The organism is Alteromonas sp. 76-1 (assembly GCF_900654235.1).
In the GTDB taxonomy this organism is placed as follows: domain Bacteria; phylum Pseudomonadota; class Gammaproteobacteria; order Enterobacterales; family Alteromonadaceae; genus Alteromonas; species Alteromonas naphthalenivorans.
Genome location: NZ_LR136958.1, coordinates 2,502,158 through 2,527,130 on the forward strand (window position 1 = coordinate 2,502,158; position 24,973 = coordinate 2,527,130).

At 40.9% G+C, this 24,973-nt stretch carries 21 protein-coding genes and 1 pseudogene; 3 read left to right on the forward strand and 19 right to left on the reverse strand.

Features of this window, described 5'->3' with window-relative positions; genetic code table 11:
* Positions 1–50: 50 nt before the first annotated feature.
* From ALT761_RS10750 to ALT761_RS10775, 6 genes are read right to left on the reverse strand one after another with little or no spacing between them, the layout of a single operon-like run.
* Positions 51–254, reverse strand: coding sequence for a hypothetical protein (locus ALT761_RS10750; RefSeq protein WP_032094221.1), 204 nt, complete (start codon positions 252–254; stop codon positions 51–53).
* Between the two features lie 52 nt (positions 255–306).
* Positions 307–672 (reverse strand): hypothetical protein, encoded by a 366-nt coding sequence (locus tag ALT761_RS10755; protein WP_032094222.1) that lies wholly within the window; start codon positions 670–672, stop codon positions 307–309.
* A gap of 58 nt (positions 673–730) precedes the next feature.
* Positions 731–1,384: a methyltransferase family protein gene (locus ALT761_RS10760; protein WP_032094223.1), complete on the reverse strand. Its 654-nt coding sequence runs from the start codon at positions 1,382–1,384 to the stop codon at positions 731–733.
* Positions 1,374–1,673 (reverse strand): DUF2933 domain-containing protein, encoded by a 300-nt coding sequence (locus ALT761_RS10765; protein ID WP_032094224.1) that lies wholly within the window; start codon positions 1,671–1,673, stop codon positions 1,374–1,376. Before ALT761_RS10765 ends, ALT761_RS10760 begins: the two co-directional genes overlap by 11 nt.
* Positions 1,674–1,702: 29 nt before the next feature.
* Complete coding sequence (locus ALT761_RS10770; protein WP_172602873.1) at positions 1,703–2,059, reverse strand: cupredoxin domain-containing protein; 357 nt, start codon at positions 2,057–2,059, stop codon at positions 1,703–1,705.
* Positions 2,060–2,068: 9 nt separating this feature from the next.
* A complete protein-coding gene (locus ALT761_RS10775; RefSeq protein ID WP_172602874.1) occupies positions 2,069–4,420 on the reverse strand; it encodes a heavy metal translocating P-type ATPase in 2,352 nt (783 codons plus the stop codon).
* Between the two features lie 793 nt (positions 4,421–5,213).
* Between ALT761_RS10775 and ALT761_RS10780 the strand changes: the two genes are divergently transcribed.
* Positions 5,214–6,215 (forward strand): hypothetical protein, encoded by a 1,002-nt coding sequence (locus ALT761_RS10780; protein WP_032094225.1) that lies wholly within the window; start codon positions 5,214–5,216, stop codon positions 6,213–6,215.
* Between the two features lie 175 nt (positions 6,216–6,390).
* Here the strand turns inward: ALT761_RS10780 and ALT761_RS10785 are convergent, their stop codons facing one another.
* The 11 genes from ALT761_RS10785 to ALT761_RS10835 form a co-directional block, all read right to left on the reverse strand.
* Complete coding sequence (locus tag ALT761_RS10785) at positions 6,391–7,461, reverse strand: hypothetical protein (protein ID WP_032094226.1); 1,071 nt, start codon at positions 7,459–7,461, stop codon at positions 6,391–6,393.
* 507 nt (positions 7,462–7,968) lie between these two features.
* On the reverse strand, positions 7,969–8,316 hold the full coding sequence (locus ALT761_RS20950) for a cupredoxin domain-containing protein (RefSeq protein WP_052009990.1): 348 nt from the start codon (positions 8,314–8,316) through the stop codon (positions 7,969–7,971).
* Positions 8,317–8,480: 164 nt separating this feature from the next.
* A complete protein-coding gene (locus tag ALT761_RS10795; RefSeq protein WP_032094227.1) occupies positions 8,481–8,834 on the reverse strand; it encodes a hypothetical protein in 354 nt (117 codons plus the stop codon).
* A gap of 94 nt (positions 8,835–8,928) precedes the next feature.
* On the reverse strand, positions 8,929–9,297 hold the full coding sequence (locus ALT761_RS10800) for a hypothetical protein (protein WP_052009991.1): 369 nt from the start codon (positions 9,295–9,297) through the stop codon (positions 8,929–8,931).
* A gap of 321 nt (positions 9,298–9,618) precedes the next feature.
* Positions 9,619–10,101, reverse strand: coding sequence for a YybH family protein (locus ALT761_RS10805; protein ID WP_032094229.1), 483 nt, complete (start codon positions 10,099–10,101; stop codon positions 9,619–9,621).
* 46 nt (positions 10,102–10,147) lie between these two features.
* The gene (locus tag ALT761_RS10810) at positions 10,148–11,074 is read right to left on the reverse strand and encodes a copper resistance D family protein (RefSeq protein ID WP_032094230.1); all 927 of its coding nucleotides are present in this window, start codon (positions 11,072–11,074) and stop codon (positions 10,148–10,150) included.
* A 28-nt stretch (positions 11,075–11,102) separates the two neighbouring features.
* Positions 11,103–11,525 carry a copper resistance CopC family protein gene (locus ALT761_RS10815; RefSeq protein ID WP_032094231.1) on the reverse strand — a complete coding sequence of 141 codons (423 nt, stop codon included), beginning with the start codon at positions 11,523–11,525 and terminating at the stop codon, positions 11,103–11,105.
* Positions 11,526–11,707: 182 nt separating this feature from the next.
* Complete coding sequence (locus ALT761_RS10820) at positions 11,708–14,845, reverse strand: efflux RND transporter permease subunit (RefSeq protein ID WP_032094232.1); 3,138 nt, start codon at positions 14,843–14,845, stop codon at positions 11,708–11,710.
* Positions 14,842–16,674: an efflux RND transporter periplasmic adaptor subunit gene (locus ALT761_RS10825; RefSeq protein ID WP_032094233.1), complete on the reverse strand. Its 1,833-nt coding sequence runs from the start codon at positions 16,672–16,674 to the stop codon at positions 14,842–14,844. Before ALT761_RS10825 ends, ALT761_RS10820 begins: the two co-directional genes overlap by 4 nt.
* Complete coding sequence (locus tag ALT761_RS10830) at positions 16,671–18,032, reverse strand: TolC family protein (RefSeq protein ID WP_032094234.1); 1,362 nt, start codon at positions 18,030–18,032, stop codon at positions 16,671–16,673. The genes ALT761_RS10825 and ALT761_RS10830 overlap by 4 nt, the downstream gene beginning before the upstream one ends.
* Complete coding sequence (locus tag ALT761_RS10835) at positions 18,032–18,556, reverse strand: DUF411 domain-containing protein (RefSeq protein ID WP_052009992.1); 525 nt, start codon at positions 18,554–18,556, stop codon at positions 18,032–18,034. Before ALT761_RS10835 ends, ALT761_RS10830 begins: the two co-directional genes overlap by 1 nt.
* Before the next feature lie 761 nt (positions 18,557–19,317).
* On the opposite strand from ALT761_RS10835, the gene ALT761_RS10840 reads away from it, so the two are divergent.
* Entirely contained in the window at positions 19,318–20,001 is a 684-nt protein-coding gene (locus tag ALT761_RS10840) for a heavy metal response regulator transcription factor (RefSeq protein ID WP_013783912.1), read from the forward strand.
* Positions 19,985–21,382 (forward strand): heavy metal sensor histidine kinase, encoded by a 1,398-nt coding sequence (locus tag ALT761_RS10845; protein ID WP_032094236.1) that lies wholly within the window; start codon positions 19,985–19,987, stop codon positions 21,380–21,382. The genes ALT761_RS10840 and ALT761_RS10845 overlap by 17 nt, the downstream gene beginning before the upstream one ends.
* Before the next feature lie 281 nt (positions 21,383–21,663).
* Here the strand turns inward: ALT761_RS10845 and ALT761_RS10850 are convergent, their stop codons facing one another.
* Positions 21,664–23,598 (reverse strand): BRCT domain-containing protein, encoded by a 1,935-nt coding sequence (locus ALT761_RS10850; protein ID WP_032094237.1) that lies wholly within the window; start codon positions 23,596–23,598, stop codon positions 21,664–21,666.
* Positions 23,599–23,785: 187 nt separating this feature from the next.
* Positions 23,786–24,814: pseudogene (gene ligA, locus ALT761_RS10855) on the reverse strand (NAD-dependent DNA ligase LigA); the annotation flags it as partial.
* Between the last annotated feature and the right edge of the window lie 159 nt (positions 24,815–24,973).

The window sequence follows — 24,973 nt, forward strand, 5'->3', positions numbered from 1 at the left end:
TCTATAAAATTGAATCAGTCCGATAGACGTGTAGATATGAGCTCTACTAGTTACACCTTCACAGATATTGATTGCTTAATTTCACTCGGCTCGGTCTGGTTATTACCGTTCACTTTATTCGCCTCCGCAATGGCGCTTTCTCCAGCTTCTTTCTTTTTACAGTTGGATGTTTCTGCTTCTGCTGTTTGATGATTTTTTTCCAATTTGTCACTCACAATCGGTCGATAAACTGGCGTGTTGTTAGAAATCTGCATTGATAATGTCTCCTTAAGATTAAAAAGGTTTTGAACGATGTTTTAAGTCTTTTTATTTAGAGCGCTTGCCCAGATCAGTTGTATGGCAGCTCCATGGCTTATGTTTGGCATTTTCGCGAATATTTTCGTCAACAAATTGATAATAGCCTTCTTTGAAATGCGTCCACCAATCGTCCGAAATGTCGGCTCTGTGCGTTCGAACTATATTCTCGATGCCATCCAGTTCACAATGCGTCGCATCATAACCAATATGAAGCGTGTTGGATGACTCTTCAAAGGACACTGCATCAACGCCGATGGTTGAATCTATATCTCGGACAATTAAGTCTAAATTGTCCGCAGTCACACCCGTCAGTCGAAGGTGACGAATTACTAAATTTAATTCATTTACACCAACTCTATGATGTTTGTTACTCATTGTTTTTTCCTGCCTATAAATATGTTGATACCTTCGACCATCGCGTTTTACAAAAACGTTAATTGCCATATTGTAGATTTGAACTGCTTAATTTAGGGAGCCAAGCAGGCGTGTTATCTTTGTATGCTAAATAACGCTCCCCAAATTCGGCTATCGCAGCCTTTTCTTCACGTTTCGCTAAGCGAATATAGACTAGTGTCAATATTGGAAACATGATCAATGTCGGGATGGTGGGCCATTGCAATAAAAAGCCAAACATTATGATAATAAAAGCTAAATACTGTGGATGGCGACATCTTGCATACCAACCTGTATTGGCAAGCGAATGGTTTTTCTGCGCATGATGTAAAACGTTCCACGCAGAAGATAAAATAAAGAAACCAGCAACGATGAGTACATTGCTAGTAATGTGCAATATGCTCCAATGGGCATCCCCCTCAAGACCTAAAATCGTTTGGAGCAAATGTCCATTTTCATGTGCAAAAAAATCTGTGTTTGGGTAAAGCTCTGTTAACCAGCCTGACAAAAAATAGATGGTGAGTGGAAACCCATACATTTCTGTGAACAAAGCAAGTATAAAAGCGGAAAAAGCACCCAAGCTTCTCCAATCGGTCTTTGATTGTGGTTTTACAAAGCTAAATGCAAAAAATATAAAAATGGCCGAATTTATGAAAACTAAGCCCCATAGGCCATAGTCGGATTCACCGTGCATCGTTTTCTCTCTTTTCTTCGATGTTTGTAGTTGTTTTTTGTTGAGGCCTTTCTTTGAACGTCATTTGGTCTTCTTCTGTCTCTTTTTGCTCGTTATTATGACGATCGTGCCCGTGACTCCCATGCATAAAAAAATGCATAAAGGGGCAAAGTAACAGAATCAGGTAAGGCAAATATGACCACACATGCTCGCCATGCTCAAAAAATAAAAAGTAACTCGCAGCAGCAATGAGTCCCAGTGCAGCCCACCCAGAAGGCGTTTTCCAAAATGATAAATTTGAATTGCTCATATTTATTCTCCTTTTTGAAAGCTAACGAATCATTGAACCGTTATCTTCCCTTTATACATTTGCATTTGACAGTGAAACGCGTACTCACCTGATGGTAGCGCTGGAAGAGATATAACTGTCTTCTTATTTAAAGGTAGCCGTTCTGAAATATCTAAATCGGGTATTGATAGCATTTCTGCGCAAGGAGTCGCATCAGCTCGATGAAATACTATTTGTCTTTCTTCATTCGCTCTGATTTTGATGTGTGCTGGTTGGTAAATACCGTCTTTTACCAAGACCTCTAACGAGCCTTCAGCGATACTAATATTGTGCTCTTTGTACAACCAAAACCACCAGACGATTAGAACAATAAGCGCAATTCCTACAAGGTTGATCCATAGCATCATCACAATCTCCTAATGCTCTTTTGCTTTAAACAATCGCAAACGATTGGCGTTGGTGACGACTGTTAGTGATGAAAACGCCATCGCAGCACCAGCTATTACTGGACTTAATAAAAGACCGAAAAATGGATATAAAACACCGGCAGCGAATGGAATACCCGCAACGTTGTAAATAAATGCTCCGAATAGGTTTTGCTTAATATTGGTTAGAGTGGCTTTACTCACCGCAATTGCGTCAGCAAGACCATGAAGAGAGCCCCGCATTAGCGTAATGTCAGCGCTTTCAATGGCTACGTCAGTACCTGTACCTATTGCAAAGCCTACATCTGCGTGAGCTAGGGCGGGTGCGTCATTAATACCGTCACCTGTCATACCCACAATTTCTCCCATCGTTTGATACTCAGCTACTTTATTTGCTTTTTCCTCAGGCATAACTTCAGCCACAAACTCTGTGATACCTGCTTTTTCAGCTACTGCCTTTGCCGTTGAACGATTATCGCCAGTTAGCATTACTACCCGAATTCCATTGTTCTGAAGGCGCTTTATTGCATCAATAGAATCAGTTTTAATTGGGTCGGCAACTGCAATTACTGCAACAAGTAATGAATTAACCGCAAAATACATTGGGGTTTTAGCTTCAGAGGCTAAGCCTTGGGCTTTTTCGACGTAGTCGCTAATGTCAATATTTCGCTCTTTCATTAGCTTTTCGTTACCGAACAAAAGCGTGTCACCCTTAAGCTGTGCTTCAACGCCCTGCCCAGCAATCGAGGAGAACTGAGTGACTTTTTTAGGTAATATGTTTTTTGATTTGGCACTTTCAACTATCGCCATCGCTAAAGGATGTTCTGAGCCTGCTTCGATACTCGACGCGAGCATTAGCACTTGTTTTTCATCTTGACCGGGTGCTAACAATACATCGGTTACCTTAGGTGCTCCCTCAGTAATAGTGCCTGTCTTATCTAAAATCATCGTAGTAATTTTACTGGCTGTTTGCAGCGCCTCGCCGTTTCTTATCAACACACCAGCTTCTGCGGCTTTGCCTACTCCTACCATTACTGACATCGGTGTCGCTAAACCAAGTGCACATGGACAAGCGATGATGAGAACTGTTGTTGCCGACACAATTGCGTAAGCAATAGCTGGAGACGGCCCAAAGTTTAGCCAAACTAGAGCGCTTATTACGGCGATGATCATAACAACGGGCACGAAGTAAGCTGAAATGATATCGGCTAAACGTCCTATCGGAGGCTTTGAATTTTGAGCGCGTTTTACCATGTTGATAATTTGAGCAAGCGCCGTATTTTTGCCTACGCGCGTTGCCTTAAAAATAATTGAGCCTGATTTATTAATCGTACCAGCGACGACTTCTACCCCCTCTGTTTTTTCTACAGGCATCGGCTCACCGGTCAACATAGATTCGTCAACTGTGGAGTGTCCTTCTACCACCACGCCGTCTACTGATATTTTTTCACCTGGCCTGACTCGAATAAGCTCATCGAGCAATACTTGTTCTATTGGAATGTCTTCATCTTTATCGTTTCTAATAACACGGGCTGTTTTAGCTTGCAGGCCAATTAAACGCTTAATCGCTTCTGAAGTCTTACCTCGCGCTTTAATCTCAAGAGCTAAGCCAAGATTGATTAAACCAATAATCATTGCAGTCGCTTCAAAATATACGTGTCTTGCCATTAGGGGAACCACATCAGGAGCAAACACAACCACCATTGAGTAAAGCCAAGCAGTTCCTGTTCCGAGAGCTATTAATGTGTCCATATTCGCAGAATGATTTTTAAATGAATTCCAAGCGCCCACATAAAAGTGTTTACCCGCAAAAACCATTACGCCAAGAGTCAGCAATCCGACGGTTAACCAAACGAGTCTTTCTGTAGTAGTTGTTACTGTCATTTCGCCAAAGACCAGACTGTAAATCATCAATGGCACACCAAGCGACAACGCAACGGCCATTTCGCGCATTAATTTTTTGTAGTATTGCCAGTCGGCTTTTTCTTTTTCGTCCAGAGCTTCTTGCTCAGAGTCGCTGTCGTCTAATTTTGCTTTGTATCCGGCTTTTTCCACCGCTTCTATAATATTTGAAACCGATGTATCTCCAGTTACCGTGACAACACGCTGAGCGAAGTTCATCTCCGCTCGTTCAACCCCAGGCAGATTGTTTAATGCCGCCTCAATTTTGTTGACGCAGCTGGCACAACTGGCTCCTTCAATTATAAATCGATTTTCTGATAGATTATTGGGCTCTTGGTTGGTTATGTCTTTGACCGCAGGAGTTTCGCTCGCTGATTGGGCTTGCTTGTTACAACAACAGTTATTCGCTGTCTTTTGGGTAACTTTTTCAGTTGCTGTCATTTAGACTCCGTCGTGTTATTGGCGCGTTTAACTTTTTTCTGTGCTCTGTATTTGCATAGATTCATATTTTTTTGACTCTAATTGCATAGTAATTAGGGGCAATACGGGAACAAGACAAAAAGCAATAAGGTTGCTTTTATATTAAACATAATTTTAACGGTGTAAGATGTTAGGAACACGGCACTGGCATTACAGTTTGATTACTTTTCTGTCATTTATGAGATAAATAATTGGTATGCGCAAAAACGACAATGTGAACGGCTACTAATTGACTAGAAGACTTTTAGCTAGAAATTGGACTCACCCAACATTATGAACATCTTTAGGCTATTATTCGCGAGAAACGAGGTCATCAGTAATCAATGATGTAGCCCTGAATTTTAAATTAAATTACCACTGACTACGCACAACTTTTTGCGCTTCGAGATAAATATTGATAAGTGAAGATTCACAAAAATGTATCATACTTTGTGGACGTTTCGACTGGCTGGATTGCCCAAGATAGCGGACGGATCTGTTTAGATGAATTTAATCCCTTCAGAGCGATAAACAGACATCAGATGGTCAGCTCGGGAGAATAGACCCCTAAAGACAAATATTAGAAATTCAGATTTGAAAATTCGGGGCTGGCCACACTTCGTAAAGCAGAAGCTCTAGACTCAATCAGATTTGGCCTGATGAGGCGTAAATTTCTTGATTAAAGTTAATTATGCACAAAATATAGGATCTGTAATTGCGATTGTTGATATTGCCCCAACTGTATTAGTAATCCGAATTGTAGGTGAAAAATAGTTTGAATAGTAATATTGAACATTTGGAAAAAACTCTTCCAGAGGACTTGACCATTTCACTCAGGCAGTTTGAGAGTGAAGAGTTTGCAAAAAAATTTGGAGAAACTTGCATATATATTTTGAGCGAGCTCTCCAAACGTTTCAACTTGTCTAATTTGGACGGAGTAACGATTGCTTATGATTATTCGAGTGAGGTCGCGGCAATAGATCGAGGTTCTAATGGTTTTGGTGAATTAAAACCAAGCACAGGTGATGTAGAAGGAATCGCAATGGCTCCCGCAGTTATGCGAGACGGTAAAATCAAATCTCATCTTATATTAAATGCTAATTATCTAGTTCCTATGCTAGATTTTAACGGAGAGCATATAGAAAAAGGTATAAACGTAATCGCACACGAGTGTGCGCATGTAGAATCAAATCACGCATTTTACGAGTGCTTTCCAGAATATTCATACGGTAAGATAATTCATAGCGTAACCGAATATCTAAGAATACTTGCTGGTCAGGCATCTTGGGATGAGTATTTTGCAACAAAGCTTTCCGCCACGATCGGAGACAGTGATCCAAAAGCTTTTCAAGAGACTTTTTTGCGTGTTCTAGATACATCCGAAAAGTCCATCTACTCAGTTCTTATTGACTACCAGCACCATCATGATGTAACTAAAGGTATCGAAGAAGTGGGAAACGCAGTTATTGAATTAATGAAGTTTGCTTCATATATGATTGGTGACTGCATAGGTAGAAAAGAAAGCCCTTCAGAAATACCAAATGTAAGAGCAGCATTGGATAAAAGCTGGTTCACACCTTATTTTTTCGAGTTGGTTAACTCTCTTAACGCACTTGATGAAGACTATCCTAATTGGCCTTCGTTTGAACCTTTCGAACGAGTTATGAGGCTTTACGATAGCGTTTTAGCCCACTATGGTGTAGTTGTTGAAAGTAGCGATTCAGATTCACCTTACGTTCATTTTTATAAAATGCCATTTTATGATGACTACTTTTAACAATACGTTTAATTTTTTAACTGACCGAGAAAAGAATGCTGAACGTCATTCCATTGATAACATATTAAGCTCAAACAAACCTGAGTCCTCTATAGGCAAACAATGGACATTAAACGCCTTAATAATCGACATCCGGTATGGCTGTCCTGCGTCGTACAAGCTATTGATTGACTTATTAAGCATAAATTCCCGGATATACCAAATTAATTGCTTCACGCACATCATCTGTATAGTTGTCTTCCACAGAATCTAGATACCTGTGAAACTCATCCCAGTTTCCTACAGAAAATATCTTTGTATCATAAGGTTCTAAAAGCATTGATTCAGGGTTCTCGCACCATTGCTTCATGGCCCTGTCTATAAAAATTGCATCGCTGTAAGGACCGAAAACAGAAATGCACTCAGAATCATAGAATAGTCCAGCCAGTTTCCGGCGTGCATTGATGGGGTTAGTGTATGCTCCGTTCTTGACCATCTTTCGTAAAACCGCAAAGATTCCACACGAAACCTTTATATTTGGAATGCTTGTAAAATAATGCGATGAAAAAAATGCGCTTATTCTTCTTAATCGCTCATCAATTTTCATGGTTGTTCTATCACAATGAAGTAGCGATTCTACGTACATCGTGTCCATTGGGGCATCCATATAACTCATCAGGTTTCCAGTTCCAACATTGGCAACCATCTGCAAATACTGATTAAGCAAAGATATCCCGTATCCTCTGGCCTCCATACTTACATCTTCTTCGAAGGAAGTTGTCAGTTTTGCCCAGTCCGGGAACAGATTTACCAGACCTTCGATTGCAGCAGCCTTTCCTTGTCGCATAGCCTCTAAGTCTCCCAAGTAGGGACGTAAATCGATCCAAATATAATCATCCCATCCATGGATTTCATCGCGAAATGCATCGCGCTCTTCGATAGGTTGAATAATTTCTGAATTGGACCTAAATGCGTCAAATAATCGATGCATTTGTTCCAGCTTGATCTCGTAGGCTTCTCTAAATTTATAGCCGCGTGCAGTTTGCTTTATGAATTTATAGAGGTTTTCTTGTTGCTCGTGTCTCCACAAGTGCGTTTCGTCTGTATGAACGGATGAATATGGACATACAACTAATTGCCTAGCAGCCATGTCTTTTATGCGATTGGCCGCATCTATAAATGATCGCTCTTGATCCCTAAAAGCATGAGACAGAAAAAACTGATCAAGATAAATTATCTTTTTTCGAATATCTGGGAGAGGGAACATTGTCCGTTCTCCACAACTATTACACCCTCTATTTAGGATGTTTCTACTGACATTGACGTTCCCATACTTTCCTGTAACACCGCACTTGGGGCATGGTTCATCAAGATATCTGGATATCAGCACGCTTTTTTCCTTGTGAGCTTAACAACTTAATATCGAACCCATGGGTCATTTATATAATTTGTTGGTTTTAATATATTAACTGCCGTGTTGCCAAAGATATATTTTTAATCATTAATTAATTTTTTAAGAAGATAAAACGATCATAGGAACGTTTTTTTGAATATAGGAGTAAGTCATTGAAACGTCTGTTTTACGCACTTTGTAGTCTATCAGTCATCTTTGACTGGCATCAATAGACAAGGATCAGGCTTTCCAAAGGCAGGCTCCAAACTGCTGTTTCAGATAAGAGAAGAGCCGCCGGTCGGAGTATATCAATAATCAAAAAGTAGTATGATACTCTTTTGTAAAGCATGACACTTTCGGTGTTTGTCAGCCTACACCGAGCTACACTATTGTAAGCTTCCCAGAATACACATTCATCGCGCTATAAAACTCATACTCGCCTGGCGGATAAGCAGAAAAGTTCACCGATACTTGTTTATTAAGTTTGAGTCTTATCGATAATCCTAGCTCCGGAAAAAGTAGGTATTCAGAGCATAAATTTGAATCCGTTCTCAGAAAAACAATTTGATTAGCTTTACGAGCTTTCAATTTAACCCTTGCGGGTTGATAGTGTAAGTCTTTTACCTCGACTAAGATGCTGTCGTGTCGATGTCGCTTTTTAATGTACTCGCGAAAACTTAGTATTAGTAGTAAACATATTAAAAACAATGCGCCGCTAATCCATGGCATTTTAGAATCCTTTTATACAGTTCGCTGAACAGCTACTTTTTGATTATAAAGAAATGCTCGTTCGAGCGATATTTAAGTTAGCTGGTACGTCTTGATTAATCAGGAGAGCGAATGAAAAAATAGGGCAGCAATTGCTACCCTTTATTGGTTTGAGCAATGTTTAATTATTTATCGAACTCCACCATATCATGTTGGTATATTTCTCCTGTGACCACACTAGCGCTTGCAAAGTGTTCATCCTGCTTTTCTCCGAGCCTCACTTTTCCCACAAACTCACGAGAATAGCCAGTTTCACCCTCATTTATAACAAGCTTATCCATTACCGTTCTGTAAACGTTAAATACATCGCCTGTTTCGAGGCTTTCTGTGTTTGCAACGCAAATAAGAAGAGTGTTGTCACCTTTAACACTAGCAACTTGGCCGCTCATTACATAATCATGGTATAAACTGTTGGCACAACCGCTTAGAAGCGCAGTTGCGATTAATATCAGTGTCGCTAATTTAAGTGTTTTATTCATTTCAAATTCCCTTAATACGTTTATCCTTAGCTCAAAACGCAACTACCTTGCTATTAAGCGGCGCAAACCAGCATGCATATTAGTTGCTTGATATCTATTTGTGTTCATGCACCTTTTTGGATTTTTCTACGGTATGCTCCATCATTTTTTCCATCATCTGAAGGCGCTTTTCCATCATGGACATTTTCATTTCAGCAGACATTTCCTTGCCATGCATCATGCTTGAATCACCTTTAGAGTGATGCATCGTGCCCATCATGTCTTGCATGCTTTTAGCATGCTCATTGAGCATTTGTTCTCGTTTCGCTGGGTCGTTTTCTTGTTTTATTTTCTCTAAGGCACTGTTCATTTTTGTAATGTGTTCATTCATCTTTTCTATCGATGCATCATCCATCATATTCATCGGCATATGCGATTTATCGCTGTGTTGATGCGCACTGGTGATACTTAATGGGGAAAACATCAAAAGTGAGGAAAAAGCGATTATAAGTAGGTTTTCATATTCAATTTCCTTGTTGTTGAGTTAATGATTTCTGTCTTTCGATGCAAACAAAATCTGCTTATTGCATCAAATTTTGAAATGTAACTGTAATTCAAAATAAACGTTGTTTCACGGCAGAAGCATTACAATTTAATTACCTTTTGGTAATCAAACTTTGTGTAGTAATTAACTTGCAGGAGCGTTAAGCGGACTAGCATGAAAATGCGAAAGGTGGAAAAAAATTTGGCAATAAGATAAACGCTGCCGCCCCATTAATAACAAGAAGTCGACAGCGCGGTGTTTTTAATTAGACCAATGAATATGCGTGATTTTCCAATCATCATTCAACTTTTCTAAACCTATGGTTTCGTTCCCAATATGGTTTACTTCTTTTCCTTTGTATTGCCCTTTCACCAAGCTTCTCGACAAAGATATTGCATATGTGCCGTTTTCTTTTACATGATGCTCTATAAGCTCAATTTGCATTTGTGACAAATACTTCATATCAGAGAGCATATGATGACTTGCATACTCTTGGGCGCTTCGCTCCACACCCTTTCCTTCAAAAATTAAAACATCATCTGCCAAAAGGCTTGCAGCTAAGTCGCCATTCCCTGTTTCTAAAGCTTTATGAAATTTAAGCACTAACGTCGCTGCATCAGAATCTGTTCCGCTAAAGTACTGTGATTCTTCGTTGTGTTTCTCATCTCCATGAGCACTAACTACTGCACTAAATGACAATAGAAATGCAAAAACAGTCAAGGGTCTTAAAGCAGTCATTTTCATAAACATTTTCCTTTTCTTATTTTGGCGAAAACGCCGATTATTTATGTTAAAGGTTCGGGCTCAGCGCAGTAGTTAACAGCGCTGTAAGAGACAAAATGAAAAGCCCAATAATGAACTCAAATTTGATTGATTTGAGTAATTTAAAGCGCACATTTTGATCCTTAGGTAGCCTAGGTACCCAAAAAAGCTTATGCCCAGCTGCTAACGTGAGCATTAGAGCAACTGCAAAAAGTTTGGATAAAAAGGCAAGTCCATATTCAGTGAATATAAGGGTCGATGGGGAAGACAGTAGCTGTATCAACATTACTACACCAACTGTGACTAAGATAAACACCAACACTATGGCAATGTTACCGTAACGTTTCATGACGAAAGCTAATTCGGAGTGATTGAGTAATCTACAAGCAGTAATCAGTGGGTATAACGAGCCTACCCATGTCAAACCAATGAGGGAATGGATAAAAATTTGAATTTCGCCCAACGTGACAAACTGACTAGCATGTCCGGTCAGGGAAAAAGTAAACGCTAGCGGCAATGAAAACATTGCGGTGCTTGTTAGCAGTAGCTTGGATGACACTAAACTCTGGTCACGTTTGAGTTTTTGTAATAGAAACCACGTAAGCAACGCGAACAAAACAAAGATAGCGCTACGAATTGCGGCAATAGTTCCTACCTGTGAGTGCCACATCATCTCCACCATGAAAGGAGAAAACATACCCGCTAATCCTTTCTCCGCCATATAGCCAGTCTGAAGAAAAAAACCAGCGACACTAGCAAAAAAGCCAACAACTGAAAGGCGAACAGAATAGTTTAAGGTAACCAGTTGCCAGCTTTTATGAGCCTTGAATGCTACGCGCTGCTTGCTGCCTTTTAAAAGTAACAAAGTAGCGCTAGAGCCCATAACACCCATCATACCTAAATAGACTAGGAATTTGCCTAACACTAAAAATGCGGTCCACCATTCTGGCAACATATCGATTTACCTATTTAACTCTTAATAACTAATGAGTCATACCTGAATGATCCATCGAAGTATTTTTCATGTCTTTGTGCTTCATTCCTTTCATTTTTTTGCTCACATGCACCATAAATGAAAGCTGTCCCTTCATTTTATGACCGTCATCTCCCATAATGGTCCATGAGACTACGTAAGTATCCACAGCAAGCAAAGGTAAGCTGAAACTATAGTTTTTGTTTGCGTCCATCGAAGGTTCAAAGCCAACATCCACAAGCTCACCTTTTTTACTTTTAACCTTTAAGTCAACAAGACGCACATCATCTGCAAAATTGAGATCCAGGTTGTCTGGACTTTCCATCAACATAGCATTGTCTTTCGGCATTGATGAGGCCAACGATGTATGAGCATATGCTTGTATGCTTAAGCTCAGACTTAAAACGAAAAGTGCGATGATTATTGATTTCATATTATTTCCTTAATAGATAGTTTGTTTAAATAATGTAGTTGTTCTTGTTTGTTGTCGTAAAAAGTGAATCGTTGGTGATAGGCCGAATGTCACGGACGCATAGTCGCGGGCGAAAAAGTTCGCCACGCTACTACATGTCAATAGTCCTCTTATGAAATGTCGTTCCTTGCTTGAAGCTAGCATCAGAAAGTATCCAGCAAGTGTTGAATTTGCCTTCTCTTCCACAGAAAATAAATTGCGGGTAAAACCAACAAGGTCAGTAGTAAAGCGCTAACCATGCCACCAACCATCGGAGCAGCAATACGACTCATGACTTCAGACCCAGTGCCTGAGCCGTAAAGTACGGGTAATAAGCCAAATATTATGGTCGCTGTGGTCATCATAACCGGTCGGACACGTAATCCAGAGCCATGAATAACCGCTTCAGTTAACATGTTTATGGTGGGTTTGACGCCCTCAGATTTACATTTTTCGATTAAGGCTTGATACTCCTGATTTAAGTAAACAAGCATAATTACGCCAATTTCTACGGCAACACCTGCAAGTGCAATGAAGCCGACGCCGACGGCAACTGAAAAGTTAAAACCCTCTATGTACATCAGCCAGATACTTCCCACCATAGACAGTGGTAAAGTCCCCATAATGATCGCTACTTCGATGAAGTTGCGAAAATTGAGATACAGTAGAATAACGATGATAGCTATGGTCAAAGGAACCACATAGGTTAATTTCTCTTTAGCCCGCAACATATACTCATATTGTCCAGACCACTTCACCGAATAACCTGCCGGTAAGACTAATTGCTCGCTCACTGCTTTTTGGGCTGAAACCACATAGGAACCAATATCTACACCATCGATATCCACATACACCCAGCCATTAAGCCGTGCATTTTCACTTTTAATACCTGGAGGACCATCTTCAATATACACATCCGCCACATCGGCCAAAGCAATTCGTTTACCCTGTGGTGTAACGATAGGTAATAAAGATAAGGACTCAGGCGATGAACGATAAGACTGAGGATAACGAACATTTACAGGGTAACGCTCTAAACCTTCAACACTCTGAGTCACATTCATCCCGCCGATAGCACTTGAGACAACTTGTTGGACGTCAGCGATGTTTAGACCATATCGTGCTGCCTTTTCGCGCTGAATATCTACTTTGACATAACGTCCTCCTGCGACACGCTCAGAATAAACAGAAGCAGTGCCGTTAACATCGGAAAGTATGGTTTCAATTTGCTGTCCGATTTTCTGAATTTCCTTGAGATCAGGGCCACCAATTTTAATACCAACGGGCGTCTTTATACCTGTTGCCAACATGTCAATTCTAGTCTTAATTGGCATTACCCAAGCATTCGTTAGGCCCGGCAATTTGACCACTGAGTCAAACTCCTTTATTAAATCATCAGTTGTTAAGCCTTCTCGCCACTCCTCTTTAGGTTTTAATTGAATGAAGGTTTCTATCATCGTTAAAGGAGCCGGATCGGTTGCGGTATCAGCGCGACCTACTTTCCCAAACACGGTTTCGACTTCTGGGACCGTTTTGATCAGCTTATTGGTTTGTTGCAACAACTCTCGGGCTTTGCCAATCGATATACCCGCATAGGTTGTTGGCATGTACATCAAATCCCCCTCATCCAAAGGTGGGATAAACTCGCTGCCAATCTTGTTCACAGGCCACAAACCTATCGCTAGTACTAAAGCCGCAGCTAACATCGTTACCTTAGGGAAACGCAGAACAGTTCTAAGCGTCGGCATGTACAAAAAAGTTAAGAAACGATTGACTGGATTTTTGCTTTCAGCAAGTATTTTACCGCGCACAAAATATCCCATAAGAACGGGCACAAGCGTAATTGCAAGAGCTGCTGAGGCTGCCATTGCATAGGTTTTGGTAAAAGCAAGCGGTGAAAACATGCGCCCCTCTTGTGCCTCAAGCGTAAACACAGGCACAAAACTGACTGTTATAATTAGAAGACTGAAAAACAATGCAGGGCCCACCTCAGATGCTGAATCCACAACTATTTGCCATCTATTCTCTTTGGTTAAGGGGGTGCGCTCCATGTGTTTATGCATATTCTCAATCATCACAATCGCCCCGTCGCTCATCGCACCAATAGCAATAGCAATTCCACCCAATGACATGATGTTGGCATTAATACCTTGCATGTACATCACGATAATTGCTGTGATAATCCCTACTGGAATACTAATGATCGCAACAAGTGACGAACGTACATGAAACAAGAATGCAATACACACCAGTGCAACGACGATAAACTCTTCCACTAATTTCGATGCAAGGTTGTCTACCGCTCTTTCTATTAGTGCAGAGCGATCGTAAACCGTGACAATTTCGACCCCATCGGGTAAGCCTTTTTTAAGGTCTTCAAGTTTTGCTTTGACGCCGTCAATCGTTTTTTGCGCATTTTCACCAAAGCGCATAACAACGACACCGCCAACGGTTTCCCCTTCACCGTTTAACTCAGCTACCCCCCTTCGCATCTGTGGACCAAGACGAACATCAGCAATGTCTTTTACCAAAAGCGGCGTTCCATTTTCGTTTACACCCAAAGGAATGAGCTCAATATCCCTTTTACTCTCTATGTAACCTGTGGCACGGACCATGTATTCAGCTTCAGCCATTTCGATGACCGATGCGCCTACTTCCTGATTTCCGCGCTTAATCGCCGTTTGAATGTGAGAAAGCGGAATGCCATATGCTCGCAACTTCTCCGGATCGACCTGCACTTGATATTGCTTTACCATGCCTCCAATAACTGAAACTTCAGAAACGCCTGGCACCGTTTGAAGCTCATACTTAAGGAACCAATCCTGTAAGCTTCGTAGTTGGCTGATATCGTTTTGTCCCGTTTTATCAACAAGTGCATAGAGATAAACCCAACCCACGCCGGTAGCATCTGGCCCCAATTGTGGTCTTGCGTTTTCGGGTAGATTAGGAGCAACTTGCGATAAATATTCAAGCACTCGACTACGCGCCCAGTACAAGTCGGTGTCGTCATCAAAGATGATATAGACATAAGAATCGCCAAAAAACGAATATCCTCTCACTGTTTGTGCCCCGGGCACTGACAGCATTGCGGTAGTCAAAGGATAGGTAACTTGATCTTCTACCACTTGAGGCGCTTGTCCTGGATAACTAGTTTTTATAATTACCTGTACGTCCGACAAATCGGGTAATGCATCAACCGGCGTGTTTTTAATGGCAAACAACCCACCACCCACGAGAATAAGCGTAGCCAGTAGAACAAAAAATCGGTTATTGACCGACCATCTAATTATGGCAGCTATCATTGATGAGCTCCTTGATGGTCTGAATGATTAGAATGATCCATGTCTTGGGTATCGTTCATGTCTGTCATCGAGCCCATGATGTGGACAGTTGCCACTTCAAAACTTCCAGAGTCGGTTTTGACAATTTCCATGTGCAGTGACATACCGGCTTTCAATTCTTCAATAGCAACGCTATCGGCAACATCGAAATCCATTGTCATACTCGGCCATTCCCACTCATCAATAGGACCGTGATCAACGTTGATTTTTCTGCTCTCCATCATCACGTTATTTATGGTTGCCTCTGTCCAAACCGACATAATAGGCTCTTCCATACTGTGCATTGCGTCATGACCTGAATCAGTGCTCTCCTCAGAGCTATCCATGTCATTCATCGAATCCATGATATGAACGGTGGTTACTTCGAAACTTCCAGAGTCAGTTTTAGTGATTTCCATATGAAGTGACATGCCGGCTTTCAACTCATTAATGTCGACGCTTTCGGCAACGGTGAAATCCATTGTCATGCTCGGCCATTCCCACTCTTCAATAGCGCCATGATCAACATTTATCATTCTATGATCTGTCATCACACTGTTTACGGTCGCCTCGGTATATACCGACTGCGCAGTCGCTTCAGGCTCCTCCATCCTTTTGAAATCAGAACTAATGCTGCTTTCTGAATCGAGTAAGAATTGTGCTGACGTAACGATTTTGTCGTTGAGTCTCAAGCCTGATAAGATCTCTGTATATTCATCAACTACCTGTCCTACTTCTACTGACACCGACTTAAACTTACCGTCTCCAAGTGCTAAAACCACTCTATCTTGGCTACCAGTTCTAATTACCGCCTCAGAGGGCACGAGTAAATTCTCACCTGTTAAATCGGAATGGATCGTTACCTGAGCGAACATGTTAGGTTTTAGTGCATAATCATCATTGGTAAATCTCAGTCTGACTTTAAGCGTCCTAGTCGTTTCATCTAGGGTTGGATAGATATAATCAACCTCTCCTGTCCACTCTTTACCTGGGAGATATTCTAAAGTCATAGTCACAGGCAAACCCTCTTGAATTTGAGCAGACTGTCGCTCAAACACCTCAGCATCGACCCAAACTTTATCCAAGGCACCAATTGATAAAATTGTCAGTCCTGGCTTTACGTAAAACCCTTGACGCACATTCAAGTTATCAACAAAGCCAGTTTGGGGTGCATAGAAGGTTATTGTTTGCTGAACTTTACCAGTTGAGATAAGCGATTGAATCTCAGATTCTGGCATTTGCAGCGCTTTTAACCTTGTTTTTGAAGCCTCTATCAGCTCCTTATTTGAGCGTTTTAAGGCAATAAGATATTCTTCTTGAGCATTTACAAGTTCGGGAGAATAAAGCGCGTATAGTGGCTCGCCCTTTTTGACATATTCGCCCGCTGCTTTTACGTATAGCTCATCTATCCAACCCTCTACCCTTGGGTGAATATGAACGAGTGTGTCCTCATTATATTGGATATAACCTACTGTTTTTATAGGTACGTGCAAAGACCGCTTTTCCACTTTAGCAGTACGCACACCTAGATTGTTCACTACAGTTGGCGAAATCTTCACCGTACCTGGGCTATCGCCAGCGCCTTGTTCATCTTCGTAAACAGGTACTAAATCCATGCCCATAGGGGACTTCCCAGGCTCATCTCTTCTATAGTTTGGATCCATTGGCGCAACCCAATACAAAGGCTGCTTTTCTCCAGCATCCGCCGCACTATCATGTGAGTCATTTGAGCTTGGTAATATTGAGTAGGTAAGAGCTGTCATTACAGCGCCTGCTATCACGCCTATAGCGATTGCGTTAACAGTTTTCATTGGTTTGCTCCAAATTCAGATACAGCTTTAAGACTCTGCTCAGAAAAAAAGTAATTTAGTTGAATGTTTGTTTTAAGTAGTTCGACTTCGATTTCTAATGCGTCAATACGAGCATTTAGATCAGCAATCCTAGCTCTCACAACTTCAGCAAAATCACCGTCATCATTGGTATAAGCTGTTAACGAGGCTTCGGCTTGTTCGCTTGATTGCTGGAGAATATTCGTGCGATATAAGGTCTGTCTCTCCAACAGCCGTTCTCTTGCTGCAAAAATGGATTGCATTTGAGCAAGCATGCCTCTAAGCACTAATCGTTTTTCAGTTTTAATTGCTTCTGATTCGTTAACGGCGGCGCTTACTTCTTTATCTTGTTTATTTTCTGTAAACAAAGGGAGGTCAAAGCTAACGCCGATTGAAAGAAAATCTGCTCGGCTTCTGTCCATTTGGTCATCTGCTCGATATGCATAACTGGCATTTACTCCCCATTGCGGCTTGTATTGTTGTTTCGCTAGTTTAATGCCAGTCTGACTAGACTTTATTCGGCTTTCAACAGCTCTTATTAGAGGATGCGAGATGAGTATATTTGCCAACATTTGTTGATTATTAGCTTTTAATATCTTGTAGTAGGCGTTCTCTATTCCTTCAATTTCTGGCAACGTTTTTGGTAGTTCAAGAGAGGCAACATTTACCGAGTTATTGAACGCGCCTGAATCGCCGCCGGTCAACCATTCTAAAAGTTCGGCCGAGGCTCTTTCTTTTTGAGAAGATAGCTTTGTGAGTCTGTCTTCAAGTCGCGCTAGTTCCAACTGCGCTCGGATAATATCTTGTTGCCTGACTTTACCGACGGCAGAGGAGTAATTCGCTTCTGCAATTTCACTGAGTTGTTCAAACAAAGATCTGTCTTTCTCAATTAGCGAAATGCTTTGCTGCGCTAGATAAACGTCTAACCACTTCATAGAAACGGCAACTTGTGTTTTGGCTATTCTGTCCAATCGCATAAATGGATGCTGCGTTGCCAATTCTTCGAGTTGCTTGCGTCTAATACTCAAGCTTTCTCCACGAGGAAACATCTGTGAAATGCCAGCTTTAATTTGAGTCATAGGCTCTTGGTCGAATGCGAAACCATCAGTAGGGACGTTTGCCAACCCTAATGACACAACTGGATCAGGCAAAGTATCTGCGGCGATACTTGAAGAAATAGTTGCGTTTTCCCGATATTGGCTACCTTCCAACCACGGGTCCTTTTGAATAGCTTGGGCAACAGCCTGCTGCAAAGTAAGGGGGGTCTTTTGTTCTGCTGATATTTGACTACTTGTTGTAACAAGCAAAATTAGGCATGCAAGGCCTTTAAAAGCACTCATCAGAATTGCTCCTCATACGAATTCACCTCTGCAAAAACCTCTGCTGTACCGTCATCTTTGAGCAATAACACTTGATATGGTCTGAATTGATCGCCGTTCTCCATTCCTGGACTGCCAACAGGCATACCCGGCACCGAGAGGCCGATTGTGCCTTGCGGAACATTATCTAAGTATTTAACAATAAATTTGACGGGTATATGACCTTCGAAAACATACCCTTCAGTTGACACCGATGTATGGCAGGAGCGGTACATTGGCTCGATTCCGAGATCTTGTTTTTTAGTAGTGAGAAAAACAATATCATCTACATCGGTTTGGATGCCTTGAGATTCAGCATGATCAATCCATCCCTGACAACATCCACACGACTCGCGTTTAAAAACGTCCAACTTTAAACTTGGCTCAATATCTTGGGAATTGGTCTTGTTTTGTTCAGTAGTAATTGATTCATTTGTGCATGCAACGACGATAGTCACTGAAATAAGCAGCACTAATTTAGTAAAAAGCAATTTTATTGGCTTCATTTGATTTCTCTTTCTAACAATTTAAATGTCGGCCACAGCCTTCATTGGGCGGCGTTCGATATTGGAATTTTGACGAGCTTCGCCAAATTTTTGGAGTTAGGCTAAAGAGCGTTTTGGGGGACGTTGCAAGCGACCAAGGACAGCATCATCTGCATCCGTGATAAAAGTGTTGGGCTTAAGGGATTTGAAGTCGATTGGAGTTAAAATGTCAAAATTCACGAGCATCGCGATGGACACGATGCCTAGTGGACAAGCACACCCGTCGCCACAGCAATCCGCGTCCATCTGACTCGTCTCATGGCTATTTTGTGATGAATTATGGTCGTTATCCATAAGGTGTTGCTCATGCATATCGTTTTGCATGTCGCAGCCAGGGCTGGACATCGCAAACGAATCTGCAACTTGAGTGCTTAAAAATATTATAAGCAAAACAGTTTTAATGCATTTACTGACCAAACCGACCCTTAATGAATAATCTAATACGACTTTACTATTCTTGAAATACCTTTGATAAGGTATTCTAAATATAGTTCCAGTTGAAGAGTATAGTTAAGCAACATGGCAGTGCGATTACCTGCTCATTACAATGTTGTAATCTAGTCAGAGCAATCGTTGGTTATTTTTATGCATTGGAATATATTGCTTGTGAGTGAGGTACGTTTTGTTGGCCCGAGTTGCAACATCCAATCTCGAACACCCACTTGTTAAACATTTAGCAACACTAAGTACCGAAATCGCATTAAACATGACGTGAGTGAACTATGAAAATTTTGGTAGTCGAGGATGAAAAGAAAATCGGTGACTATATAAAGCAAGGACTAACAGAGTCTGGATTTGTCATTGAACTCGTGCGCAATGGTTTAGACGGTCATCATAAAGCGATGACAGGCGAGTTTAATCTAATAATATTAGACGTCATGCTCCCAGATATTAATGGTTGGCGGATTTTAGAGTCATTACGTCAATCTGGCAATCAAACGCCGGTATTGTTTTTGACAGCGAGAGATAGTGTAAATGACAGAGTAAAGGGTCTAGAGCTGGGCGCTGACGATTATCTAGTCAAGCCTTTTGCTTTTGCAGAATTGTTGGCTAGAGTCAGAACCCTTTTTCGAAGAGGAAATACAGTAGCTGCCAACCTGCTACAAGTCGCAGACTTACAAATGGACATCCCGTCTCGTGTTGTAAAACGCGCTGGCCAATCCATTAACTTGACAACAAAAGAGTTTTCGCTTTTAGAACTCATGGTCAGAAGACAAGGAGAGGTGCTTCCTCGCTCCTTGATTGCGTCTCAAGTATGGGATATTAATTTCGACAGCGATACAAACGTCATCGATGTAGCGATACGCCGCTTAAGAGCTAAAATTGATGATGCATTTTCCCCTAAATTGATTCAAACGGTTCGTGGTATGGGATACAAGTTAACAACTGATGAAGAGCAAAATTAAAAGGCAAAAGCCGTATTCAATTTCCTTTCGAACAATGGTATTTGTGGGAATAGCTATCTTTGTGTGTTTGGGCGTTATGGGCACACTCGTAGTCACCTCCATCGAAGATCATTTTCAAGAACAAGATGCCGATGAGCTTGATGAGGTGTTTCATGCCATTAAGTTAAAGCTCGAAAAGTCACATAATCAGTCAGTACAACCCAGTAAGCTTTTATTTCAGGCGGTTTCAGGACATCATGGTGTGTACTATTATGTTGAGGATGCCGAAGGAGATACAATATTTTCAAGCGAAGGAGCCGACTTTTCTTTCTTTCCTAAAACAGCCAAAACATACACATCAATTAATCCCGCAGACATGCTGTTATTTAGCGATGAAAACCATATGCATAGAGCCATTAAATTAGGTTTTAATACGCATGATACTAGCTATACCATCATCGTTGCTTCAAACATGGAATTTCATATGACATTTATGAACAGCCTTTTGAAATCGATTATTGGCATCATTATTTGTTCGGGCATTATTACAGTCTTAGCTGCGCGTTTTGCGATTTACAGAAGCCTATCACCATTGAGAAAGCTTACGCGAAAAATTGAAACCATCACCGCCGATAATCTTGATATACGACTAAACCCAGATGTGGTACCGGAAGAATTAATCACTCTAGTAAGTTCTTTCAATACCATGATTGAGCGGCTTGAGGATGGATTTGAAAAACTATCCCACTTCTCAGCCGATATCGCGCATGAATTACGAACCCCAATAACTAGCTTAACTACCCAAACCCAAGTGATGTTGGGACAAGCTCGGTCAAATGACGAATATGCTGAAATACTTTATTCGAATTTAGAAGAATATGAGCGTATGACGAAAATGGTAAGTGATATGCTGCTATTAGCTAAAACCGAGCACGGTCTTATAAAGCCATCAATTGAACCTTTAGATATTCAACAGGAAATATCAAGCCTACTCGATTACTTTAATTTACTCGCTGACGAAAAGCATATAAACATCCAAGTCACCGCATCCGCCCTTACTATTCAATGCGATAAAACCATGTTCCGACAGGCAATAGGAAATCTGATTTCAAATGCGATTAGACACGCTCCTAGTAATAGTACGGTAGAGATCAAAACGGAGTCCAAAGGAAAAAAGCAGAAAATAATGGTGTTAAATAACGGGGAGAAAATTGAGCCTCAGCATATTCCCAAATTGTTCAATCGTTTCTATCGAGTTGACCCATCTCGACAAAGAGATGGGCAAGGTACAGGCCTTGGATTGACTATTGCTAAATCTGTGATGAAAATCAATGGAGCCGATATGTACGTCGAATCAGATGAAAGTAAGACGGTTTTTATTATCGAGTTTAGCGATACTTAAAAATAAGATGATGACGACGGGTAATCATGTTTGGAAAATTGCTAATTTATCGGGCTATTTATTGAGGTCGCAATATGAATTAAATTAAGACTTATGAACATGTTAATTAGAGCATGTTCAAATATTAATAAAATAAATGAAAATTATTTTGAACATGCTGCATTACATGAGCCCAATTTGTCGTTAGATTATTTATTGGTCTGACTAACGGGAAAACCTATTTTAATTATCGTGTATTCTTACAACCGTGTTACCCATTTCGCCAAATCAATAAAGGAGCTTTACCTAATAAAGTCAAGATACTGCTGCTCAGACAAAACTTTTACTCCTTTGTCTTTTGCTGCGTTAATTTTAGTTTCGCCAACTTTATCGCCTGTCACAAGATAAGTTGTCTTTGAAGTTACCGATTTTCCAACTTTTGCGCCTAGGGCTTTAGCCTTCTTTTCCATATCTGATCGGGAACCTTCAATCATAGTGCCTGTAAAAACGATTATAGCTCCAGATATCGGTGATGACAATTTTTCAGTATTTTCTATAGCTGTTGGTCTTAATGCAAAGCCTAAATCATAAACCTTAAAAAATTCTTCCCTTATATTTTCTAAACCCTCTTTAATAGCCTCAGCGCTAATTTCAGCGAATCCATCAATTTGGATCATGTCAGAAACTGTGAGTTCAAATAAACTAACTAATGAATGATGTTCTAGAAGTTTTTCGCAATTCCCTGAACCTAACCGGCTAACCCCAAACGCAGATAGGAATCGCCAGTCTTCAATCTCAATACTTCTGCTCGCTTGGAGTTGATTAAATAAATTTATCGCCGTCTTCTCACCAAAGCCAATCCTTAAGAAATCGTCAACTTCTAAGCCATATATTTCATGGATATATTTAACTCCAAAGCTGGTCAGCTTTTCAATCGTCTTAGACCCAAACCCATCATTATTACCAAGAGTTTTGAAAAAATGAACTAAGGTGTTTTCAGTTTGCGCGGGGCAGTCTATTTTATTAGGACAAATTAAATTATCTGATTCCCACAACAAATGAGATCCGCAACTGGGGCATGAATCAGGAATATCAGGTGCAACCTTCGTTAAGACCTCTTCAATTTTGGGAATTACTAAACCACTTCTCACCAACCTAATTATAGCGCCAGCTCCAACGCCATTTGTTTTGACCATATTGTAATGGTGAACTGTCACTCTGCTTATAGTGACTCCACTTAATTTCGTTGGCACAAGTTCGGCTACAGGTGCTATCCTTCCAGTTCTTGATGTTTGTGGTATAACCCTAACTACTTCGACATTTGCAGATTCTTCATTTACTTTAAATGCTATTTGCCACCTATGGTTACGTCTTGTCGCGCCCATATACTTTTTAATAGTCTCATTTGTAGTCTCTAAAATTACACCATCCACATCAAAGTCTACCGAACTCCAAATACCCTCAACGATTGATTCAAACTCATCCATCAACACCGAAATTTTGACTGTATTATTTTTAAGAAGAGCGAAGGGATAAAATACACATGCGCCATCTTTTATAGCCTTCTGGATTCTGTTATCAACCTTCTTTTCAGCTATAATAGCGGCTTGGATATTTCTAGAATTTTCAAAATAACTACTGAGTACCTCAGTGAAATAACTTTTTTTAATGACTATTTCACCGGGCCCCAAACCACGCTCTCCGGAGTTGGCTACCTTCAATCCGCGTTTAAATGCTCTTGTTACATCTTGTCCTCTATAACCATCCCCTCTGGTATATAGAGTATCACCGTCATCAAAGGCTGCATAACCATCGAGTTTAGGTGTCACCCTAATATCAATCTCTTCTTCAGGTACATTCGTCTCTTGAGCTGCTTTTTGTATTCTCTTTACCCACTTCTCGATATCTTGAAGTGAATATGCTTTTTCCGTTGACAACATTCTTTCTGGAAGTTCGACTGTTTTAGACTCAATTAAAGGCTCTGGCTCAACAGTGTTAAGGTATGGATGAAGATGATTTTGATCTCGCAATAATGAAATGTATATATCATATTGCTTATCTGACAGAATCGGACTACCCGCCCGATAAAGGGCGTTGGATGCTTTTAGAATAAATACTAACTCTTCAGTATTTAAGTCTGACCGAGAGAACAACGATACTAATTTTTCTGGCTTAAATTCTTCACCTATCTCATTCAATATTTCCAATTGTTCTTTGGTAAAGTCAATATTCAGCATATCAAAGCCCTCCATTTAAACGAACAACTAAGGTGGTATTGTTATATCCTAATGATGGCTGATAAATATCCGTTTGGAAAAACGATGTAAGGGTATCGTTGAGACCTTTTGTGAAGACATTAATTAAATAATGTAACTTGAGTATTTGAACAAATCTATTTGAAACAATTTTGTCCATGGTGACACCCATTGCACCGGTACGTCCTACTTGAAACTCAACATCTAACAGTTTGGTTATTTCTTCTTGGGCAGGGAATTTCTGTGCAATGGCCCAGCGCGGCGCGCGTGCAACAAAGCCTAATGTTTGTTGTACGCTTATATCATCAACTTTAAACACTACGCCATCAATATCGTAAGGTAAGTCGTCACGAAGGGTCAATATACGCTGATAATACGCTAAGCAGCCTTTGCCTCCCTCTGCGGTGTCGATATCAGGGCATAAGGGTATACCCCACTCACCTAACTGCGCTAATCGCGCACTATGATGATGTGGCAGCTCAAAATCCTCAGGCGTAACCACACCCAATGAATAGGCGTAAAACATTAACGGGCGTTTCGCTGTTACTTTTGAATCAAGCTGTCTAAGGCTTCCAGCGGCAGCATTACGCGGGTTAGCGAAAACTTTACCGTCGTTAGCACGCTGATAATCATTAAGCGCTTCAAAGCCCTTTTTAGGCATAAATACTTCGCCGCGAACTTCTAATCGAGACGGGTAGTTTTCGCCGCGTAATTTAAGAGGAACGTTAGCAATGGTGCGAACATTGGTAGTAATGTTCTCACCAACTTGGCCATCACCCCGAGTCGCTGCACGTACCATTTCGCCATTTTCATAAAGAATACTAACCGCTAATCCATCAAGCTTTGGTTCGCAACTAAAACCAAGTTCTTTATTGTCTTTTAGGCGATCGTAAATACGTTTTTCAAACGCCAATAGCGACACATCATCAAACGCGTTATCAAGTGATAACATAGGCACTTCATGGGTAACTTGCTCGAAAGCAGAAAGCGCAGAGCCCCCCACTTTTTGACTTGGCGAACTTACACTCTGCAATTCAGGGAATTGCTTTTCGATGCTGATGAGTTCCTGCATACCTCTATCATATTGCGCATCGGGCACTGTTGGGGCATCGAGCACATAGTATTGATAGTTGTATTCGTTTATCTGCCCACGAAGTGATTCGGCGCGGGCTTTTGCTTGTTCTAACGTGTCTGACATGATGATACTTGCGTGTAATTTTTTAAAAGAAATGGCGGTGTCACTCTGCTAACTAAAACAGAGGCAGCACGCTCACTCAATGCTAATTGGTGACTGTACTTAACGCCAAATAATTGTCCTAATGGTAGCATGAGAAAACAAAAAAGGGCCGCTAAAAAG

Bases quoted from the DNA above. Each gene is read 5' to 3' on its own strand.
- ALT761_RS10800 (WP_052009991.1), bottom strand. From the start codon at position 9,297: ATGTTTTCCCCATTAAGTATCACCAGTGCGCATCAACACAGCGATAAA.
- ALT761_RS10770 (WP_172602873.1), bottom strand. From the start codon at position 2,059: ATGATGCTATGGATCAACCTTGTAGGAATTGCGCTTATTGTTCTAATC.
- ALT761_RS10845 (WP_032094236.1), top strand. From the start codon at position 19,985: ATGAAGAGCAAAATTAAAAGGCAAAAGCCGTATTCAATTTCCTTTCGA.
- ALT761_RS10815 (WP_032094231.1), bottom strand. From the start codon at position 11,525: ATGAAATCAATAATCATCGCACTTTTCGTTTTAAGTCTGAGCTTAAGC.
- ALT761_RS10775 (WP_172602874.1), bottom strand. From the start codon at position 4,420: ATGACAGCAACTGAAAAAGTTACCCAAAAGACAGCGAATAACTGTTGT.
- ALT761_RS10825 (WP_032094233.1), bottom strand. From the start codon at position 16,674: ATGAAAACTGTTAACGCAATCGCTATAGGCGTGATAGCAGGCGCTGTA.
- ALT761_RS20950 (WP_052009990.1), bottom strand. From the start codon at position 8,316: ATGCCATGGATTAGCGGCGCATTGTTTTTAATATGTTTACTACTAATA.
- ALT761_RS10755 (WP_032094222.1), bottom strand. From the start codon at position 672: ATGAGTAACAAACATCATAGAGTTGGTGTAAATGAATTAAATTTAGTA.
- ALT761_RS10820 (WP_032094232.1), bottom strand. From the start codon at position 14,845: ATGATAGCTGCCATAATTAGATGGTCGGTCAATAACCGATTTTTTGTT.
- ALT761_RS10760 (WP_032094223.1), bottom strand. From the start codon at position 1,384: ATGCACGGTGAATCCGACTATGGCCTATGGGGCTTAGTTTTCATAAAT.
- ALT761_RS10810 (WP_032094230.1), bottom strand. From the start codon at position 11,074: ATGTTGCCAGAATGGTGGACCGCATTTTTAGTGTTAGGCAAATTCCTA.
- ALT761_RS10795 (WP_032094227.1), bottom strand. From the start codon at position 8,834: ATGAATAAAACACTTAAATTAGCGACACTGATATTAATCGCAACTGCG.
- ALT761_RS10830 (WP_032094234.1), bottom strand. From the start codon at position 18,032: ATGAGTGCTTTTAAAGGCCTTGCATGCCTAATTTTGCTTGTTACAACA.
- ALT761_RS10765 (WP_032094224.1), bottom strand. From the start codon at position 1,673: ATGAGCAATTCAAATTTATCATTTTGGAAAACGCCTTCTGGGTGGGCT.
- ALT761_RS10750 (WP_032094221.1), bottom strand. From the start codon at position 254: ATGCAGATTTCTAACAACACGCCAGTTTATCGACCGATTGTGAGTGAC.
- ALT761_RS10785 (WP_032094226.1), bottom strand. From the start codon at position 7,461: ATGTTCCCTCTCCCAGATATTCGAAAAAAGATAATTTATCTTGATCAG.
- ALT761_RS10835 (WP_052009992.1), bottom strand. From the start codon at position 18,556: ATGAAGCCAATAAAATTGCTTTTTACTAAATTAGTGCTGCTTATTTCA.
- ALT761_RS10850 (WP_032094237.1), bottom strand. From the start codon at position 23,598: ATGCTGAATATTGACTTTACCAAAGAACAATTGGAAATATTGAATGAG.
- ALT761_RS10840 (WP_013783912.1), top strand. From the start codon at position 19,318: ATGAAAATTTTGGTAGTCGAGGATGAAAAGAAAATCGGTGACTATATA.
- ALT761_RS10805 (WP_032094229.1), bottom strand. From the start codon at position 10,101: ATGAAAATGACTGCTTTAAGACCCTTGACTGTTTTTGCATTTCTATTG.